This is a genomic window from Hyphomonas adhaerens MHS-3 (genome assembly GCF_000685235.1).
GTDB lineage: Bacteria > Pseudomonadota > Alphaproteobacteria > Caulobacterales > Hyphomonadaceae > Hyphomonas > Hyphomonas adhaerens.
The window spans coordinates 264775-282413 of the sequence record NZ_ARYH01000001.1 but is presented as its reverse complement, the minus strand read 5'-3'; the positions used below and the strand labels follow the sequence as shown (position 1 = coordinate 282413).

Annotated in this window: 20 protein-coding genes; 9 read left to right on the top strand and 11 right to left on the bottom strand. The window is 63.6% G+C overall.

Going from position 1 to position 17639, the window contains the following annotated elements; genetic code table 11:
* Positions 1-39: 39 nt before the first annotated feature.
* Positions 40-468: a hypothetical protein gene (locus tag HAD_RS01305; protein ID WP_035568863.1), complete on the top strand. Its 429-nt coding sequence runs from the start codon at positions 40-42 to the stop codon at positions 466-468.
* Here the strand turns inward: HAD_RS01305 and selD are convergent, their stop codons facing one another.
* A complete protein-coding gene (gene selD, locus HAD_RS01300) occupies positions 469-1515 on the bottom strand; it encodes a selenide, water dikinase SelD (RefSeq protein WP_035568861.1) in 1047 nt (348 codons plus the stop codon).
* Between the two features lie 374 nt (positions 1516-1889).
* Here selD and HAD_RS01295 point away from each other — a divergent pair, with 374 nt between their 5' ends.
* Both HAD_RS01295 and mnmH read left to right on the top strand, forming a co-directional pair.
* Positions 1890-2771 (top strand): hypothetical protein, encoded by an 882-nt coding sequence (locus tag HAD_RS01295; protein ID WP_035568859.1) that lies wholly within the window; start codon positions 1890-1892, stop codon positions 2769-2771.
* Between the two features lie 152 nt (positions 2772-2923).
* The gene (gene mnmH, locus HAD_RS01290; protein ID WP_035568857.1) at positions 2924-3970 is read left to right on the top strand and encodes a tRNA 2-selenouridine(34) synthase MnmH; all 1047 of its coding nucleotides are present in this window, start codon (positions 2924-2926) and stop codon (positions 3968-3970) included.
* Here mnmH and rnhA read toward each other — a convergent pair.
* From rnhA to radC, 7 genes are all read right to left on the bottom strand, one after another.
* A complete protein-coding gene (gene rnhA / locus HAD_RS01285; RefSeq protein WP_035568855.1) occupies positions 3967-4410 on the bottom strand; it encodes a ribonuclease HI in 444 nt (147 codons plus the stop codon). The two genes, mnmH and rnhA, sit on opposite strands and share 4 nt — an antisense overlap.
* A 39-nt stretch (positions 4411-4449) precedes the next feature.
* A complete protein-coding gene (locus HAD_RS01280) occupies positions 4450-4941 on the bottom strand; it encodes a hypothetical protein (RefSeq protein ID WP_156942118.1) in 492 nt (163 codons plus the stop codon).
* A gap of 65 nt (positions 4942-5006) precedes the next feature.
* The gene (locus tag HAD_RS01275; RefSeq protein WP_035568851.1) at positions 5007-5501 is read right to left on the bottom strand and encodes a hypothetical protein; all 495 of its coding nucleotides are present in this window, start codon (positions 5499-5501) and stop codon (positions 5007-5009) included.
* Positions 5498-6472, bottom strand: coding sequence for a homoserine kinase (thrB, locus tag HAD_RS01270; protein ID WP_035568850.1), 975 nt, complete (start codon positions 6470-6472; stop codon positions 5498-5500). Before thrB ends, HAD_RS01275 begins: the two co-directional genes overlap by 4 nt.
* A gap of 9 nt (positions 6473-6481) precedes the next feature.
* On the bottom strand, positions 6482-7963 hold the full coding sequence (locus tag HAD_RS01265; RefSeq protein WP_035568849.1) for a spinster family MFS transporter: 1482 nt from the start codon (positions 7961-7963) through the stop codon (positions 6482-6484).
* A gap of 32 nt (positions 7964-7995) precedes the next feature.
* Positions 7996-9504, bottom strand: coding sequence for a spinster family MFS transporter (locus tag HAD_RS01260; protein WP_035568848.1), 1509 nt, complete (start codon positions 9502-9504; stop codon positions 7996-7998).
* A gap of 107 nt (positions 9505-9611) precedes the next feature.
* Positions 9612-10301 carry a RadC family protein gene (gene radC / locus HAD_RS01255; protein WP_051595829.1) on the bottom strand — a complete coding sequence of 230 codons (690 nt, stop codon included), beginning with the start codon at positions 10299-10301 and terminating at the stop codon, positions 9612-9614.
* Between the two features lie 129 nt (positions 10302-10430).
* On the opposite strand from radC, the gene HAD_RS01250 reads away from it, so the two are divergent.
* Positions 10431-11075, top strand: a complete 645-nt coding sequence (locus HAD_RS01250) for a cupin domain-containing protein (RefSeq protein ID WP_051595828.1) — start codon at positions 10431-10433, stop codon at positions 11073-11075.
* A gap of 3 nt (positions 11076-11078) precedes the next feature.
* Here the strand turns inward: HAD_RS01250 and map are convergent, their stop codons facing one another.
* On the bottom strand, positions 11079-11900 hold the full coding sequence (map, locus tag HAD_RS01245; protein WP_035568846.1) for a type I methionyl aminopeptidase: 822 nt from the start codon (positions 11898-11900) through the stop codon (positions 11079-11081).
* Between the two features lie 62 nt (positions 11901-11962).
* On the bottom strand, positions 11963-12403 hold the full coding sequence (locus tag HAD_RS01240) for an OsmC family protein (protein WP_035568844.1): 441 nt from the start codon (positions 12401-12403) through the stop codon (positions 11963-11965).
* 145 nt (positions 12404-12548) lie between these two features.
* On the opposite strand from HAD_RS01240, the gene HAD_RS01235 reads away from it, so the two are divergent.
* Genes HAD_RS01235 through HAD_RS01215 form a run of 5 tightly spaced genes read left to right on the top strand, consistent with a single transcriptional unit; the run spans position 12549 to position 17184 of the window.
* A complete protein-coding gene (locus tag HAD_RS01235; protein ID WP_035568842.1) occupies positions 12549-13865 on the top strand; it encodes a serine hydrolase domain-containing protein in 1317 nt (438 codons plus the stop codon).
* A gap of 24 nt (positions 13866-13889) precedes the next feature.
* Positions 13890-14666, top strand: a complete 777-nt coding sequence (locus HAD_RS01230) for a competence/damage-inducible protein A (protein ID WP_035568841.1) — start codon at positions 13890-13892, stop codon at positions 14664-14666.
* The gene (locus tag HAD_RS01225; protein ID WP_035568839.1) at positions 14663-15151 is read left to right on the top strand and encodes a hypothetical protein; all 489 of its coding nucleotides are present in this window, start codon (positions 14663-14665) and stop codon (positions 15149-15151) included. The genes HAD_RS01230 and HAD_RS01225 overlap by 4 nt, the downstream gene beginning before the upstream one ends.
* A gap of 33 nt (positions 15152-15184) precedes the next feature.
* On the top strand, positions 15185-15967 hold the full coding sequence (locus HAD_RS01220) for an enoyl-CoA hydratase (protein WP_156942116.1): 783 nt from the start codon (positions 15185-15187) through the stop codon (positions 15965-15967).
* 5 nt (positions 15968-15972) lie between these two features.
* Positions 15973-17184 carry an acetyl-CoA C-acetyltransferase gene (locus HAD_RS01215; protein WP_035568837.1) on the top strand — a complete coding sequence of 404 codons (1212 nt, stop codon included), beginning with the start codon at positions 15973-15975 and terminating at the stop codon, positions 17182-17184.
* Here HAD_RS01215 and HAD_RS01210 read toward each other — a convergent pair.
* Entirely contained in the window at positions 17181-17615 is a 435-nt protein-coding gene (locus HAD_RS01210) for a hypothetical protein (protein ID WP_156942115.1), read from the bottom strand. The genes HAD_RS01215 and HAD_RS01210 overlap by 4 nt on opposite strands.
* Positions 17616-17639 lie beyond the last annotated feature (24 nt).

The window sequence follows — 17639 nt, the reverse complement described above, 5'->3', positions numbered from 1 at the left end:
CTTATGGTTCTCTGGCTGATGACTGTAGAAGGAGCTCACATGAAACGGATTTCCATTCTGATGGGGGCCTGCGCGGCGCTCGCTGCCTGCGGCATGTCCAATTCCGCCGGGGCAAAGCCCGCGGCCATCTGCACCGCCATGCTCGGCGGCGATGCCGAGGTCGAAGCCGACCTCGCGGAGAAGGACAAGACCGTTGCCGACTATTGCGCATGCTATGCGACAGCGCTCGATCAACAGAGCACAGACGACCGGGCGGCCATTCTCAAGGTGACCCAGGTTCTGGCTGACGCGCGCAAGGAACAGAATCTCAGCCTGAAGGCGGCCGGCAATCTGATCGACAATGCGGAGGGCGGAACGGCCCTTGATGTCAGCGAGGCCGAATTCCAGACGGCCGGCGAATATGTCGAGACCATTCGCGAACAACTTATCGTGGATGACGGCCTGTGCGCCGGTGCTGGTGCCAGCTGATCAGGTGACCTGAACCGATGGCGCCCCGGCCTCGACGCGGCCGACAATGGCGGCGCCGTCATGGCCATGCCGGGCGAACAGGGCGAGCACATCGTCTGCCACCTCCGGCGCGCAGGAAACCAGCAGGCCGCCGCTGGTCTGCGGATCGCACAGCAGGTCGCGCTCTACGTCTGTCATGTCACCCGTGACAAGGTGTTTCACCGAGTCCCAGTTGCGGCCGGAGGCGCCGGTCTTCACGCCATCTTCGGCGAGCGCCCGCGCGCCGTAGAACACAGGCACCTTTGCTTTCTCGATCACCAGTGACACGCCCGCGCCGCGGGCCATTTCGCTGCCATGACCGATCAGGCCGAAGCCGGTAACATCGGTGGCGGCGTGCACGCCGTCCATGGCGGAAAGATCCGTCCCCGGCGTGTTCAGCCGCGTGGTCGAGGCGATCATCTCTTCATAGTGCGCAGGGGTCAGGATTTCCTGCTTCAATGCGGCCGAATAGATGCCGATGCCCAGCGGCTTGCCGAGGATCAGCACGTCGCCCGGCTTTGCGTTTGAATTCATCAGGATGCGGGCAGGGTCCACCAGGCCCATGGCGACGAGGCCATAGATCGGCTCGGCCGCGTCAATCGAGTGTCCGCCCGCGACCGGCGCTCCGGCCGTCTCCGCCACCGACTGCCCGCCGGCGAGGATGGCGCGGATCGTTTCGGGGGAGATCTGCCCGATCGGCATGCCCACAATGGCGAGGGAGAAGATCGGCCTGGCGCCCATGGCAAACACATCCGAGAGGGCATTGGTCGCCGCGATCCGCCCGAATGCGTGCGGGTCGTCGACGATGGGCGTGAAGAAATCGGTCGTGGCGACAAGGGCCGTCGTCTCGTTGATCCGGTAGACCGCCGCATCGTCGCTGGTGCCGGCATCGACCAGCAAATCCTTCGAGCCGATGGCGAGCGGCATTTCCGAAAGAATATCGGCCAGAACGTTCGGCGCGAGCTTGCAGCCGCATCCGCCACCATGGGCGAGGGAGGTGAGTCGGGGCTCAGCGAGTGTATCTGGCATAAAAAATCTCCGGCCTGGTGTGCCACCTTAGCGCGCCGCCCGGCTGGGGGGAACCGGGCAGTCAGGGCGCGCTGCATCCGGCGGGACCTGTTGAAAACATGACAGGACGGGCGGGCAGGCGGATTGTCCTGACCCGGATCGCCGGCAGGCCATGACGTGCGGGCGGCAGCGGCGCAGATCTTTCCCGGTCACAACGCAAGCGTTTGCAATTCTGGATTACTAAATTATGGTTAACGCGCATCCAAGACGGATGCGACATGCCTTGGGGAGGGGATGCATATCCAGAAATTGCTTCCGTGAATGTGTGCGTTTCGCTCCGGCGAAAAGGCATGCCTTCAGGTGCCCAGGGCACCCATCAAACAGGAGAAATCGCCATGAAAATGCGACTGGCGCTCGTCGCGGGCGTAGCACTGATCGGTCTCACAGCAGAAGCTGCGTGGGCCGACAATAATGAAGCATACACAACACAGGATGGAACCGGGAACTCGCTCGACATCCGGCAATTCGACAGTGACCAGAAGGTTGGCACGGAAGTCGATCCGGTCAATCAGTTGGGGGACGACAATTCCGTCAGGATCAACCAGCGTGAATTCGGCGGGGCCGGTCACGGCAATGGCAGCACGGTCGGCCTTTCGGGCGATGGGGTGGACCAGATCGGGAACAGCAACGGCCTGAATATCGCGCAGACCAATGGCGGTGGCCATGTGGTCGGCGAGTCCCAGCAGATCGGGTACCGCAACAGTGCCGGCATTTCCCAGAATGGCGGCTCGTTTTCCTCGCTCACCCAGATCGACCAGATCGGTGACTGGAACTCGGCCCGGATCGTTCAGGGCGGCGGGGCCCGCAACGCGGTCAATCTCGTCTACCAGGAAGGGACCAATAATGGCGGCACGCTGGTGAATTATGACCGGGACGAAGGAATCTTCGTCAAACAGTCGGGCAACGACAACACGGTTTCCGAAGTCACCCAGATCGGCAACGACAATGGCAAGGCCTTCTCGCAGGGCACGGTCATTGAGCAGACGGGCGACTTCAACCTCGCGCGGTCGGTGACGATGGGCGACGAGAACTCGGTCCGGCTTTACCAGACCGGCGCGCTGAACGATGTCGACCTGACTCAGACCGGCAATCTGAACGCGGCGACGATGGACCAGAGCGGCACGAGCAATGCGGCCGATATCCTCCAGTCGGGGGATGGGAACATCTATCAGGGTGTCCAGACAGGCACGGGCAACTACGCCTACGTATCGCAATAGGGAAAACCTGCGAGCACAATGCGAACGGGCCTGGCGGAATGCCGGGCCCGTTTGTTTTGGAGCCTGTTTGTTTTCGGGCCTTTCGTTTCTGGGCCTGCGCGCCGCAATATGCCAGCTGGCCGGGCGGGCAAAACCTGCTACCTCTTCTCCCGATGCCTTATCTCGAAACCGTCACCGATCTCAGCCCGGAAAACCTGGCCCGCTATGACGCCATTATCGATGTGCGCTCGCCCGCCGAGTTTGCGGATGACCACATGCCGGGCGCCATCAGCCTGCCGGTGCTATCGAATGACGAGCGGGCAAAGGTCGGCACGATCTACAAGCAGGAAAGCCCGTTCAGGGCCAACCGGATCGGCGGGGCCATCGTGGCGCGCAACATCGCCCATCATCTGGAAACGGCGCTGGCCGACAAGCCGAAAAGCTGGCGCCCGCTCGTCTATTGCTGGCGGGGCGGGATGCGCTCCAATGCGATGGCGACGATCCTGTCGTCCGTCGGCTGGCCGACTGGCGTGGTGAAGGGCGGCTACCGTACCTGGCGGCGGGACGTGGTCGCCGGGCTCGACTGCGATGAGCCGCTGTTGCCGGTGCACCTGATCGACGGGCAGACCGGCACGGGCAAGACGGCGCTGCTGCATGCGCTGGCGGCGCAGGGCGGGCAGGTGATCGATCTTGAGGGGCTGGCCAATCATCGCGGCTCCGCTTTTGGCGACATGGGCGATGGCACCCAGCCGGCCCAGCGCCTGTTCGAAACCGAAATCTGGGACCAGCTGCGCCGCATGGATTTGTCAAAACCGGTCTTTGTGGAGGCCGAGTCCGCCCTGGTGGGACAGCGCCGCGTGCCGCGCCGGTTGTGGCGGAGCATGCTGGCCGCGCCGCGGATCGAAATGCATATGAGCCTCGACGTGCGGGCAGACTTTCTTGTCCGGACGTATGCGGACATTATCGCAGACGCGCCGCGCCTTGCCGCCGCGATCGGCAAGCTGAAAGGCATCCAGTCGAAGGAAACGATCGAAGCGTGGCTGGCGCTGGCCGGGCAGGGCGACTTCAGGGAACTGGCCCGCCAGCTGATGCAGCAGCACTACGACCCGCTCTATGCCCGCAGCCGCAAGCGGCGGGAAGACAAGCCGGAAACGGTGATCGAGATGACAGGCACCGGCGAGGAAGATTTCAATGCTGCCGCCGCGCAGCTGCTCGCCTAACGACCGCGCGCTTCTTCGGTGCCGCGGCGGGCGAGTTCATCGGCTTTTTCGTTGCCGGGGTCGCCGGCATGACCTTTCACCCATTTCCAGGTGATGTCGTGGCGCTGGCAGGCTTCGTCCATCGCCATCCAGAGGTCCTGATTCTTGACCGGCTTCTTCGCGGCCGTCTTCCAGCCATTCTTCTTCCAGCCATGGATCCACTTGGTCAGCCCGTCTTTCACATAGGTGGAATCGACGTGCAGGGTGATCTTTGAAGGGCCCTTCAGCGCATTCAGCGCCTCAATGACGGCCAGCATTTCCATCCGGTTGTTGGTGGTCGCGCTGTCGCCGCCCCAGAGTTCTTTTTCATGGCCGTTCCAGCGCATCAGTGCGCCCCAGCCGCCGGGGCCGGGATTGCCGCTGCAGGCGCCATCGGTCCAGATTTCAATCTTGTCAGTCATGGGCTTTCAGGTGGTTGGCTTCGGCGGAACCGTCAAGCGTCAGAAGACGCCCACGTCCACTTCGGCGAGCTGGTTGGCAGGTTTAACGATAGCGTAGAACAGAAGACCGCAAAGCGCGCCGGCGAGAGCGCCGATGAAGGCGCCGCCAAGGAGGGCGCCGGTGCCGCTGACAAAACCCGCCAGGAAACCGAACAGGCTTGTCGTGCCGCCGACCAGGATCGCGCCCCAGATACTGCCCCAGCGGACGTAGGGCTTGCGGTGCATGATGCCGCGATAAGGCAGGCGCCCGATGGACAAGCCAAGCGCCAGCCAGGCGGCCGGCACATTGATGAAGAAGAGCAGGAAATTATAGCTCGCCAGCTGAAACGCGCCGCTCAGCCCGCCGAGAAAGCTGCCATCGCTCAGCATATTGTAATTGGTCGCTGCGCCGGTGATGCCCGCGGCCAGAATCAGGATGCGCGTGGAGACGGCGCCGATGATTGTGACAAACAGACAGGCGGCGAGCGATGACAGGAACAGGGCAAGTTTCACCCGTTTGAAACTCCGCCGCGCGGCCGGGCCAGCATAGCTGGGAAGCGGCGGGTCCGGAACCGGGGTCACGGTGTGAGACGGCTGCGTGCCGGGCGCGCGATAAACCAGAACAGGCTGGCGGCGAGGACGCCGGTCACTGGTCCGGACAGCAGCAGCGGGCCGACATTCAGGGCCCGCAAGGGGTGTCGCAGGTCTCCCGTGGCGAGGAGCCAGACCAGCATGACGAGTGTGCCGATGACGAGGCCGGCCAGGGCATAGGTCCGCCAGCCTGTCCGGCCCTTGTGCACCAGCCAGAGATGCGCGGGCAGGCCGCCAAGGATCATGGCGGGCCAGCCGAGGACAACACCAAGCCCCCCGCCAATAGCGCCGAAGCCGAACAGGCTGGCCATGATTTCCGGCAGCGTGGCCGGGCGGGTCGTCGTCGAGTCGATCATGACGCGAAAGACCAGATCAGGCATGATCACCATGGCGAGGCCCGCCGCGATGAGACCCGCAGCGAGGATCGGCGTAAACAGGACAGCGAGGATCAGCCTCAGCCACTGTTTCCAGTCCCGTGTCATGCACCATAGCCTTCTGCCGTTTCCACTTTGCGATGGAAGGCGAGGCGTCCGGCATATTCGAGGGGGTTTTTGGGCTTTACGAGGGCACCTTCCGGTGTCGACGACCAGTCGACGAGCCGCGTGAGGAAGAAGCGCAGGGCCGCCCCGCGGCAAAGGACGGGCAGGGCGGCGCGCTCCGCTGCCTCCAGCGGGCGCACGCTTTCATAACCTGCGATCAGGGCCGCGCCCTTGGAGAAATTATAGTCGAGCGACGCGCCGCCATCCTCGAAGGCCCAGGCATTGAGGCAGATGGCCAGGTCATAGGCGAGGGCATCGGTGCAGGCGAAATAGAAGTCGATGGCGCCGGAGAATGTGTCGCCCAGGAAGAAGGCGTTGTCGGGAAACAGATCCGCATGGATCGTGCCGCGCGGCAGGTCCAGTGCGTGGGGTTTCGCGGCGGCGATGGCGGCGAGGTCGCCCGCGATGGCGTCGGCGAGGCTGGGCTGCAGCGCGTCCGCGTCGGCTTCCCGCCCGGCCCAGAGGCGCGGCCATGAGGCCGGGCCGAGACTGTTCGCGCGCTCCATGCCGAAATCTGCGAGCGCCATGTGCATGCGCGCCATGCCCGCACCAAGCTGGCGGCACTGGGTGACGTTCGGCTTGCGGGGCGACAGGCCCTCCAGAAAGGTGACGACCAGCGCCGGGCGGCCTTCCAGCGTGCGCAGCGCCTTGCCGTCCCGCGCGGCGATGGGCGAGGGGCAGGGATAGCCTTTTGCGGCCAGGTGCTGTTTCAGGCCGACGAAATAGGGCAGGTCGTCCGCATTCACCCGCTTCTCGAACAGGGTGAGAATGTAACGGCCCTTTTCCGTCTCAAGGTAATAGTTCGAGTTCTCGACGCCCTCCGCGATCCCCTTGAAGGAGAGCGGGGCGCCGAGATCGTATTCGGTCAGGAAGGCGGCGAGCGCCTCGTCGGAAACCTGAGTGTAGACAGCCATGCCACCCGATTAAGCCGACCGGGTGATCATGTCACGCTGCAGCGTCTTCCCAGCCCACAGATAATGCAGGGCCGCCCAGCCATACAGCGACGCGAAGATGATGATCGACCATTGCAGGCCGCGGGCATTGGCGCTGTTGCAGGCCGCTGCCTGGGCGTCCGGCAGGCCGGTCACATCCTTGCAGATTTCCAGCGTCAGACCGAGGTCATGCCCGCCGAGCATCATGGTTTTCAGCACGGTCGACAGGATGCCGATCAGGGTGGGGCCAAGGCCGATGCCGATCAGGTTCACGGCAAACAGGGTGATGGCGACGGCGGTGGCCCGCGTGCGCGCGTCGGCCACACCGGTCGAGACGGCATACATCGGGCCGAGATAGAAATAGTGCAGCAAGGCGGCCGCCATCAGCGGCGGCAGCATCAGCGGCACCGTCGGGGCGAGATAGCCGAGCCAGTAGAGCGGCACCGACAGGCCCATGCCCAGCGCCGGCATCCAGGACAGGGCCTTCGGATGGCGCACCGACATCTTGTCGGCCAGGAAGCCGGACAGGAACACGCCGATCGCCGCCATCAGGCCGATGACAAGGCTGAAGATCAGGGCCGCTTCGGTCAGGCTGAGGCCATGCGTCCGGCGAAGGAAGGAGGTCGAGAACTGCGCGATGCCATAGCCGGCAAAGGAGGCAATGGCCGCCCCGGTGACGACATGCACATAGGTCGGCTTCTTCATCAGCGTCTTGAACGCGGCCACGAAGCCCGAGCGCTCCGTCGGCATGCCGGAGGCGTTCGGCGGATCCGTATAGCCGCGCGGCGGCTCTTTGATGGTCATGCCGATGATCGTGGCGAGCACAACGCCCGGCAGGCCGACGGCGATAAAGGCGATGCGCCAGCCCTCGAAACTCTTCCAGTCGATCATCTCGACCGCCCAGGTCCAGCCCCAGTTGTCCAGCAGGGCGTGGACATTGTCGCCGGTCACATAGTCATTGATCGGGCCGCCCGCGAGGCCGGCAATCATGCCGCCAAGCGGCACGCCGAGCGCGTAGATCGAGGCGGCTGTCGCCCGGCTGGACGGTTTGAAATAGTCCGCGATGACCGACTGGGCCGGCGGGGTGCAGCCCGCTTCGCCGACGCCCACCATCAGGCGGAACATGAACAGCGACATGAAGCCCATCGCAAAGCCGCACATGACGGTCATCAGGCTCCACAGGGACAGCGCTATCACGATGATGCCGATCCGGCTGCGCCGTTCGGCGAGGCGCGCAATCGGAATGCCAAGCGTTGTGTAGAAGATCGCAAAGGCGAGGCCGCCCAGCACACCCATGTGCCAGTCTTCCAGCTTCAGCGACGTCTTCATCGGCTCGGTCAGGATCGCGAAGATCGACCGGTCGATGAAGTTGAAGATGTAGACGACAAGAAGCGCGCTGAGGACGTAGGCACGGTATCCGGAGGATCCGTATCCCGTTTCGTGTCCCGGTCGGGTCAAGGCGGCGTCAGTCATGGGCGTCTCCTGTTAATGGGCCGGGTTCGAAATCATCCTTGTCCGGAAGGTGCGGCCGGGTCATAGCGGTCCCGCATGAAGGTGCGCGCGGCGAGGAAGTAGAACGCAGCAGCGATGATGAAGATCATCACCGTGGCGACCATGGAATGGCGCAGGCCTTCGGCATAGGCCGAGCAGAGGGCCGGGCCGTCGGCGCCGAGCTGGTCGACATTCACGCCGCAGAATTTCGGCTCGAAGCTGGCGAACTGGTCCGAAAGGCCTTGGGCCGCCAGGCTCGAAGACATGAAATGCGTGCTCATCCAGCCGGTGAACATCGGGCCGATACCGTTGCCGATGAGGGCGACGATGAACAGCAGGACTGAGATAGTCGTCGCGCGGGCACGCGGGCTGACGATGCCCGTTCCCACCGTGTATTGGGCGCCCAGATAGGCATAGTGCGTGACGGCCGCGATGACCCAGAAGAAGATTGCCACAGTCAGTGAAGTGGTCAGGAAGGCGATGGAATAGGCCGGCACGGCAATCAGCAGGCCGACACCGGGCAGCCAGGCCGAAACGGCCGGGTAACGGTGCGACAGCTTTTCGGCCAGGTATCCGCCGAGGAACGTGCCACCCGCAGCCACAGCGGACAGCGGCGCGCCGAATTTCACGGCAGCGTCATGCAGGCTGACCCCGTGGACCCGCATCAGGAACGGCGTCTGGAAGGCAAACAGGCCGTAGCCGACAAAGGCCACAAAGGCCGCGCCGAGGGACAGCGACCAGAAGGTCGGCTTGCGCCCGAATTCCTTGAAGGCTTCGAGGATGCCGGCTTTCTCAATGTGGAGAGACGGCGCGTCGGAGTGTCCGCGCGGCGGCTCCCGCATCGTGAACCAGATCATCGCGGCGATCAGGACGCCGGGCGCGCCGATGACGACAAAGGCGATGCGCCAGCCTTCAACCGTTTCCCAGTTGAGGTGATCGAACATGAAGCCGAGGCCGAGAGAATGCAGCCAGGCGCCCATGTCGGGGCCCTTGATGGAGGCGATCGTGCCGCCGAACAGCTGCGCCAGGACGCCGCCAATTGTAACACCCATGGAATAGATGCCGAGCGCGTTGGCGCGGCTCTTTGGCGGGTAGTAATCCGTGATCAGGGAGTTGGCAGGCGGTGTGCAGCCGGCTTCACCGATGGCCACGCCAACGCGGAAGAGGAGCAGCCAGATAAAGCCCGCAGCGAAGCCGCAAAGCGCCGTCATGATCGACCAGATGATGATGCAGAGCCCGATGATGAACACGCGGTTGCCGCGGTCGGCCCACATGGCGATCGGAATGCCCATCAGGGCGTAGAAGAGGGCAAAGGGCGGGCCGTTCAGCAGGCCCCATTGCGCGTCGCTGAGGCCGAAGGAATCCATGATCGGCTGACCGACCACGCCGATCAGCGACCGGTCGATGAAGTTCAGCGTGTAAACCAGCATGAGCGACATCAGGACGTACGTCCTGTAGCCACGAGAGCCAAAACCGGTGATATGGCCAGGCTGAGCTGCCTGGCCGGCTGTCGTATCGCTCATGTAGTCTCCTCCGATGCAGCGTTGCCCTTCTGATCGGAGCATTTGCTGGCAGTGTCACCACGGTAGTGCCCCGTGCGCCCGCTGCAAGCCTTATCGTAAGGTAACGATCAGATCAGGCCTGCAGATCGGAAGCTGGTGACGCCGCCGGTTCCGGCGATCAGGTGGTCATGGACCTCTATTTCAAAGGGAATGAGGGCGTCGATGATTTCCCGCGTCATGTCGATGTCGGCGCGCGAGGGCGTCGTGTCACCCGAAGGGTGGTTGTGCACCAGGATCAGGCTGGAGGCGGCCAGCTCCAGTGCCCGGCGGGCAATCTCGCGCGGATAGACCGGCGCATGATCCACCGTGCCCTGGCTCATCACCTCGTCGGCAATCAGCTGATTTTTCCGATCCAGAAAAAGCACACGGAACTGCTCCCGCGTCTCGTGCTGCATCTCGCGGCGGACATATTCCAGCAGGGCAGACCAGGAAGAGATCACTTCGCGCTTGCGTATTTCCTGCAGGCTAGCGCGGCTCTGCATTTCGGCGACGGCTTTCAGATAGGCGGCCACGGTCTCGCCGACGCCGTCGACCTTGACGAGATCGGCGGCCGGGGCGGCGAGCACGCCGGACAGGCTGCCGAACTTTGCCTCCAGCGCCTTGGCGATGGGCTTCACGTCCCGCCGGGGGATGAACGCCATCAGCAGGACTTCGAGAATCTCGTAATCGTCCAGCGCCGCGGCCCCGCGTGACAGCAGCTTGCCGCGCAGACGCTCGCGATGGCCCTGCCAGTGAGGTTTGTCCGTTCCGGTTTTCATCCTTGCGGAGAAACCACGAAAATCCGTTTCGACAAAGTGGGTTTGGCGCGCTTGCCGGGGGCAGGTTCTTGTGGAAGCGTTTCCCTTACGGCCCGCCAAGAGGCCGGAAAAGAAAAGGGGGAAGCCTGCATGAAACTGACCACAGCAATCCTGCCTGCGCTGGCCTTTGGCCTTGCCGCTTGTGCACATGGCGCGCACCCGCACGAACATGCGGATGATCATGCCATGACCATGTCGGACCATGGCGATCATCCGGACAAACTGGTGCGGGCCGCCACGGGCGAGATGGTGGACAATCCCTTCCATCCGGTCCGCCTGCTTCTGTCGAACGCGGAATCGGCCGGCGAGGTGACGATCTACGAATTCCTGCTGCCGCCGAAGAGCCCCGGCTCGCCGCCGCACACGCACAGCCTTGAGGATGAGTATTTCTACGTCCTCTCCGGCACGCTGGACGTCCTGTCGAATGGCGAGACACTGCGCCTCAAGCCGGGGGATTTTGCGGCCCTCAACCGGGGCCACACACACATGTTCTGGAATGGCAGCGACACGCCGACCGAACTGCTGATGACCACGACCGGCAGCTCCTTCGAGGCATTCATGGCGAGTGCTGCGCCGCGGATTGCCGAAGCCAGGCCTGCCAATGCCGAAGAGGCCGGCGCCGTGATCGGCCAGCTCGCTGCCGAGCATGGCATCATCATTTCAATGGATCAGATGCCGGAAGCCGCCGCGCCGTTCTACGCGCCGCCGCCTCCGCCGGAACTCAAACAGGAATAGAGCCTAGAGGTCGACCTTGTGCGGCTGGTGCCAGCCTTTGGGGCTGGTCGTGAAGATTTCCACGCCGTCCTCGGTCACGCCGACGGAATGCTCGTACTGGGCCGAGAGCTGGCGGTCGCGCGTCACGGCCGTCCAGCCGTCCGGCAGGATGGCGGCGTCCTTGCGGCCGAGGTTCAGCATCGGCTCGACGGTGAAGAACATGCCGGGCTTCAGTTCCGGGCCGGTATTGTAGTCGGCGGAGTGGATCACGTTCGGTTCGTCATGGAAGAGACGGCCGAGGCCGTGGCCGCAGAAATCCTCGACCACGGACATCCGGTTCTTGCGGGCGATCTCGCTGATGGCGCCGCCGATATCGCCGAAGCGGTTGCCCGGCTTCACCTGTGCGATGCCGGCCATCATGGCTTCATAGGTGACATCCATCAGGCGCTCGGCCTTCCGTTTCACCTCGCCGACACCGAACATGCGCGAATGGTCGCCATGCCAGCCGTCGATGATGAGGGTCACGTCGATATTGGCGATGTCGCCTTCTTTCAGCGGCTTCGGCCCCGGAATGCCGTGGCAGATGACGTGGTTCAGCGAGATGCAGGAAGCGTGGCGATAGCCGCGATAGCCGATCGTGGCAGAGGTCGCGCCATGGTCCAGCACGAAGTCGCGGATCAGATTGTCCAGGTGCTCGGTCGTCACGCCGGGCTTCACCTCAGGCACCAGCATGTCGAGACATTCCGCCACCAGACGCCCGGCCTTGCGCATGCCTTCGAAGCCTTCGGCATCGTGAATGCGGATTTCGCCCGTGCGCATGGGCAGGAGGAGGTTGGTGTCGGTCATCGGTGAACTTTCTGCTGTCTGGGCCGAATGTGGCAGCAAAAGCAGAAAATTTCCACCCTCGGTCAGCGGTCGAGGCGGGTTTCCAGTGTGATTTCAACGCCGCCCAGCGCAACGGAGACGGGGCATCCCGCCTTGGCCTTGCCCGCAATGGCCTCGAATATGTCCTGTTCGATGCCCGGGACATTCGCCTCAAGACTGAGGGCGCTGCGCGTGATCTCGAAGCCGCCGCCATCCTTCGGTTCGACCGAAACGGTCGCACTGGTCTTCAGCTGTTCCGCCGGATGACCTGCTTCGGCCAGCAGGTGAGAGAGCTGCATGGTGAAACAGCCGGCATGGGCCGCGCCCAGCAGTTCCTCCGGATTGGTGCCGGACTTGCCGTTTTCATCCTCGAACCGCGCCTTGAAAGAATAGGGATGGGCGTCGAGGGCGCCGCTCTGTGTATCCAGCGTGCCGGTGCCTTCGCGAAGGTTACCTTTCCAGACGGCGGTGGCGGTGCGTTTCATGGGGACTCTCCTTTTGTGGCAGGATCTGAAGGATCAATGCACAGGATGCCGTAACGTTCCGGCTTGGCGCCCGGCCGCTGATCTCTGTAGTGTGCCCGGAAGCAAAGAAAAAAAGCCTCCGATCTGAGGCAGGGAGGATAAGTCCGTGAACTGGCGCCCAAGCGTATTTCTGTCGTCCCTGGCCATTCTGGGCGTAACGGCTTGCACCACGACGCCTGCCACTGAACCGGCGGCGATTGCGTTTGACCATCTGGACGCTACGGAATCCCCGGCGGGATTTTCCGCAAACGGACTGGCTGCATTGGATGCCGCCATGCGCCAATCGGTCGATGACGGGCGGGTGCGGGGCATCTCCACCCTGCTGGTGAAGGACGGACAGGTCATCAATTACGACCAGTACGGCATCCGGCGGGCCGCAGATGAGGCGCCCATCACCGAGGACACGATCTTCCGCATCTACTCCATGTCCAAACCGGTCACGGGCGTTGCCCTGATGACCCTGTATGAAGACGGCGCCTTCAGCCTGGACGATCCGATCACGAAATTCGTGCCCGAACTGGCCGGTCTGAAAGTGTTCGAAGGCTATGACGATGCCGGTGAGCCGATCCTGGTCAACACCGACCGGCCCGCCACGATGCGCGAGCTGATGAGCCACACGGCAGGGTTTGCCTATGGCCTGTTCAGTGACGACCCGGTCAACAAGATGTTCGCCGAGGCCGAAGTGCTGGGCGCGCCGGACATGGACACCTACATTTCACGGCTCGCCACCGTGCCGCTGCTCTACCAGCCCGGCACCAACTGGGCCTACAGCACGGCGGTCGATGTGCAGGGCTATATCGTCGAGAAGCTGAGCGGGAAGCGCTTTGGCCAATACCTGCAGGACGAGATCTTCGGCCCGCTGGGCATGACCGATACCGGCTTCTATGTGCCGGAGGAAAAGCGCGGCCGGTTCTCCGACGTTTTCACGCCCGACGCCGAGACCGGCGAGCTGGTACCGATCGAGGCGCCCGGCTTCGCGTACCGGGAAGGCGAGATCGGCATGGAAAAGGGCGGGCACGGCCTCGTCTCGACCATGGGCGACTATGCCCGGTTCTGCCAGATGCTGGTCGATGGCGGTGAGCTGAACGGCGTCCGCGTCCTCGAACCCGAGACGGTGAAACTGATGCGCACCGATGTGCTGCCGGACGGCGTGAGCCTGTTCTCCGACGGTGTGAGTCCCAATCCCCGAATGGCGGGGCACGGATTCGGACTGGATTTCGCGGTCTATGTCGATCCGTCGGCGACCGGGGCCAGCCAGCCGGAGGGCACTTACTATTGGGGCGGCGCGGCAGGCACCTGGTTCTGGATCGATCCGGTCAACGACCTGTTTTTTGTCGGCATGATCCAGCGCTTCCCCGGCGGCCTCGACCGGGACATGCGGTCGGAATCCGCCAAACTCGTTTATCGCGCGCTTGCAGAGTAGCGCTGCTTGGGAGATGGAACTGGCATGACAGACCGCAGCTCGCCTACCGCCGCCGTCCTGCTGATCGGGGATGAACTCCTGTCCGGACGGACCCGTGATATCAATCTGCAGCAGATCGCGACCTATCTGGCCCCGCTGGGCATCCCCGTGCGCGAAAGCCGGACCGTGCCGGACATCGAGGACGAGATCGTCGAAGCGGTGAACGAATTGCGGGCGAAATACACCTATGTCTTCACCACGGGCGGCATCGGGCCGACGCATGACGACATCACGGCCGACGCCATCGCCAAGGCGTTCGGGGTCGGCATTTCCGAACACCCGGAAGTGACCGCCATGCTGGCCGAGCGGTACAAGGCCATGGACACCGAATACACGCCGGCCCGCCGGCGCATGGCGCGTATTCCGCATGGGTCGGAAATTGTCGCCAATCCGGTGTCCGGCGCGCCGGGCTTCCAGACCGGGAACGTGTTCACGCTGGCCGGCGTGCCGCAGGTTGCCCGCGCCATGCTGGAAGATATCGGTCCCCGTCTCGAAACGGGCGCCGTGGTCCACAAGATCACGATCCGCGGCACGGGCCTGCGGGAAGGGGACATCGCCGAACCCTTGGGCGCACTGGCGAAAGAGATGCCGGAAGTGTCCTTCGGCTCCTATCCCTGGTTCCGGACCGTGGGCGACAATGGCGTGCACCTTGTTGCCTCCACCCTCCATGAAGCGCTTATTGAAGAGGTCGCCGCGAAACTGTCGGCGATCATCGAACAAGCGGGCGTAAGACCCGAGCGGCTGGAGGACGCGGAATCATGACAGACTTTCTGAAACGGACACCGGTTATCTGGACATTGTTTGTCCTGATGATCGTCATCGGACTCGGCTTCGGCGTGTTCAGGACCGCCGTTGGCGGCACGTATCTCGACACGTCGGCATCGGCCATACAGGCCCGCGAGATCGTGGCCGGGATGACAGAGGCCCAGCGTAACGCCCACTTCTGGGTCACCGTGCTGCTGGATACCGCCTATCCGCTGGCCTATGGCGGGTTTCTCGCCGGTATGGCGCTGCGCTTCTTCGGCAGTTTCGGCAAGGCGGCCGCCGTGCCGGCCTTCGCAACGATCATCGTGGATCTGACCGAGAACACCGTCCAGGCGCTGGCGTTGAATGGCTCGGCAAATTTCCTGGATACGAAAGAGTGGCTGACGCCCCTGAAATTCGGTCTTTTCTTCCTGGCTGCGGCGATCGCGTTTGTCGCCCTGATCATCGCCATCATAAACCTGCTGCGCCGGAAACCGGCCTGACAATTCCCAGACTGACGAAAAAAGGAGGCCATCTTGGCTGACGACATTATTCTTGTTGAGCGCGACGGACCCGTTGCGCTTGTGACCCTCAACCGCCCGGACGCGCTGAACGCGCTCAGCCGTGCACTACGTACCGAGATCGTGCGGGTGTTCACCGAGCTGAAGGACGATCCCGATATCCGCGCCGTCGTGCTGACGGGTGCAGGCCGGGCTTTCACCGCCGGGGTGGACCTGAAAGAGGCCGGCCAGACCGGCTTTGCCCTTGGCGCAGATGAAGACTCCAAGGCAATCAACATCCTCGCCGCGATTGAAGCGTATCCGTGGCCGGTCATCGGCGCGATCAACGGCTTTGCCATCACCGGCGGGTTCGAACTGGCCCTGATGTGCGACGTGCTGCTGGCGTCCGAGAATGCGAAGTTCGCCGACACGCATGCCCGCGTCGGCATCGTGCCCGGCTGGGGCCTGTCGCAGAAACTGTCGCGCCTGATCGGTATCAGCCGCGCCAAGGAACTGTCCTTCACCGGCAATTTCATTGATGCGGAAATGTCGGAACGCTGGGGCCTCGTAAACCGTGTCTACAAGGCAGACGAACTGGTGCCGGCGGCGATGAAACTCGCCCATGAAATGTGCGGCACGCAGCCTGTGATGCTGAAGAAGTACAAGGCGCTGATCGATGACGGTTACGGCATGCCGTTCGCCGACGCGATGAAGGAAGAAGTGCGCCGCTCGATCGAGCACGCCGAGTCCGTCACCGCCGATTCCGTTGAAGAAGCCCGCAAACAGGTCACCGCCCGTGGCCGCGACCAGCAAGGATAAATTTGATGAGAGACGTTGTAATCTGTGAACCCGTACGCACCGCGGTCGGGGGCTTCGGCGGCAGCTTCAAGACTGTGCATGCCCACGAGATGGCAAGCCATGTCATCAGTGAGCTGATGACGCGCACGGGCCTGCCGGCTGAGGCGGTGGAAGACTGCCTGTTCGCGCAATGTTACCCGACTATGGAAGCCCCGGCCTTCGGGCGCATGGTGGCGCTGGATGCCGGCCTCACCACATCGACCGGCGGCTACCAGATCGACCGGCGCTGCGGCTCGGGCCTGCAGGCAGTCATCAATGCGATCATGCAGGTCGGCTCCGGCGCGAACGATCTCGTCATCGCGGGCGGGGCGGAGAGCATGTCAAACGCGCCGTTCTTTTCCATTGAAATGCGCTGGGGCCTGAAGGGCGACGGGCTGACCCTGCATGATGGCCTGTCGCGCGGGCGCTACACCGCGGGCGGCAAGCACCATCCCGTACCGGGCGGCATGATCGAAACGGCAGAGAACCTGCGCCGCGATTACCAGATCACCCGCGAAGCCCAGGACGAATTCGCCTACAATTCGCACAAGAAAGCCGCTGCGGCCCAGGCCGCCGGCAAGTTCGATGAGGAGATCGTTCCGTTCACGGTGAAGGGCCGCAAGGCAGATACGGTGGTGGACAAGGATGAGCACATCCGCGCCGACTCGACGATTGAAAAACTCTCCACCCTGCGCGCCATCCGCGGCAAGGTGGACCCGGACGCGACCGTTACGGCGGGCAATGCCTCCGGCCAGAATGATGGCGCCGCCGCCTGCATCGTCTGTACGCGTGAGGCGGCCGAAAAATACGGTCTGAAGCCGCTCGGCCGGATGTTGTCCTGGCAGGTGGCCGGTGTCGGCCCGGAAGTCATGGGCATCGGCCCGGTGCCGTCTTCGGAAAAAGCCATGGCACGCGCCGGGCTGGAGCTGAAGGACATCGACCTGTTCGAACTGAACGAGGCCTTCGCTTCGCAGGTGCTGGCCTGCACCAAGGCGCTGAACTTCAGCGATGATGACATGACCCGCCTGAACGTGAACGGCTCCGGCATCTCGCTCGGCCATCCGGTCGGCTGTACGGGCGTGCGCATCCTGACCACGCTGCTGCGCGAGATGGACCGCCGGGAGGCGCGTTACGGTGTCGAGACCATGTGCATCGGCGGCGGGCAGGGCCTGGCAGCCGTGTTCGAGCGCGTCGTCTAGAAAATATCCTCAAGGCGTTCGTGGTGCGTATTCAGCGCCACGATCAGCGCCAGGATGAAGACGATCCCTGCCAACAGGCTGGCAAGGCCGCCGGCGGTGTAGGCATAGCCTGCGGCGGCCATGTCGCCCGTGCCGGCCAGATAGCGGTTGCGCTCCAGCGTCCCGACCGTCTGGCCGACATAGGCGGCGGCTGCCAGGAACAAATGGCTGTAGCCGATGATCGCGACGGAAGTGGATGGCCGGGTGCGCAGGATCAGCAGGTAGACCAGCGCCATGCCGATCGTGCTGACGGTTATGTTCAGAACCATGGAGGCGGCGCTGAACAGCATCGTGCCCATGGCCTCGCCGCCTGACATGCGCGCCACGAACAGCTGGGCAGCGGCCCCCAGCGCCGCCAGCATGAACCACAGGAAGGGCAGGGCTTTCAGCATGGTTTCCTCCGGCCGGGTGTCGCG

Excerpts from the sequence above, each read along its gene's own strand:
- HAD_RS01305 (WP_035568863.1), top strand. The coding sequence starts at position 40 with ATGAAACGGATTTCCATTCTGATGGGGGCCTGCGCGGCGCTCGCTGCC.
- selD (WP_035568861.1), bottom strand. The coding sequence starts at position 1,515 with ATGCCAGATACACTCGCTGAGCCCCGACTCACCTCCCTCGCCCATGGT.
- HAD_RS01295 (WP_035568859.1), top strand. The coding sequence starts at position 1,890 with ATGAAAATGCGACTGGCGCTCGTCGCGGGCGTAGCACTGATCGGTCTC.
- mnmH (WP_035568857.1), top strand. The coding sequence starts at position 2,924 with ATGCCTTATCTCGAAACCGTCACCGATCTCAGCCCGGAAAACCTGGCC.
- rnhA (WP_035568855.1), bottom strand. The coding sequence starts at position 4,410 with ATGACTGACAAGATTGAAATCTGGACCGATGGCGCCTGCAGCGGCAAT.
- HAD_RS01275 (WP_035568851.1), bottom strand. The coding sequence starts at position 5,501 with ATGACACGGGACTGGAAACAGTGGCTGAGGCTGATCCTCGCTGTCCTG.
- thrB (WP_035568850.1), bottom strand. The coding sequence starts at position 6,472 with ATGGCTGTCTACACTCAGGTTTCCGACGAGGCGCTCGCCGCCTTCCTG.
- HAD_RS01265 (WP_035568849.1), bottom strand. The coding sequence starts at position 7,963 with ATGACTGACGCCGCCTTGACCCGACCGGGACACGAAACGGGATACGGA.
- HAD_RS01260 (WP_035568848.1), bottom strand. The coding sequence starts at position 9,504 with ATGAGCGATACGACAGCCGGCCAGGCAGCTCAGCCTGGCCATATCACC.
- radC (WP_051595829.1), bottom strand. The coding sequence starts at position 10,301 with ATGAAAACCGGAACGGACAAACCTCACTGGCAGGGCCATCGCGAGCGT.
- HAD_RS01250 (WP_051595828.1), top strand. The coding sequence starts at position 10,431 with ATGAAACTGACCACAGCAATCCTGCCTGCGCTGGCCTTTGGCCTTGCC.
- map (WP_035568846.1), bottom strand. The coding sequence starts at position 11,900 with ATGACCGACACCAACCTCCTCCTGCCCATGCGCACGGGCGAAATCCGC.
- HAD_RS01240 (WP_035568844.1), bottom strand. The coding sequence starts at position 12,403 with ATGAAACGCACCGCCACCGCCGTCTGGAAAGGTAACCTTCGCGAAGGC.
- HAD_RS01230 (WP_035568841.1), top strand. The coding sequence starts at position 13,890 with ATGACAGACCGCAGCTCGCCTACCGCCGCCGTCCTGCTGATCGGGGAT.
- HAD_RS01225 (WP_035568839.1), top strand. The coding sequence starts at position 14,663 with ATGACAGACTTTCTGAAACGGACACCGGTTATCTGGACATTGTTTGTC.
- HAD_RS01215 (WP_035568837.1), top strand. The coding sequence starts at position 15,973 with ATGAGAGACGTTGTAATCTGTGAACCCGTACGCACCGCGGTCGGGGGC.
- HAD_RS01210 (WP_156942115.1), bottom strand. The coding sequence starts at position 17,615 with ATGCTGAAAGCCCTGCCCTTCCTGTGGTTCATGCTGGCGGCGCTGGGG.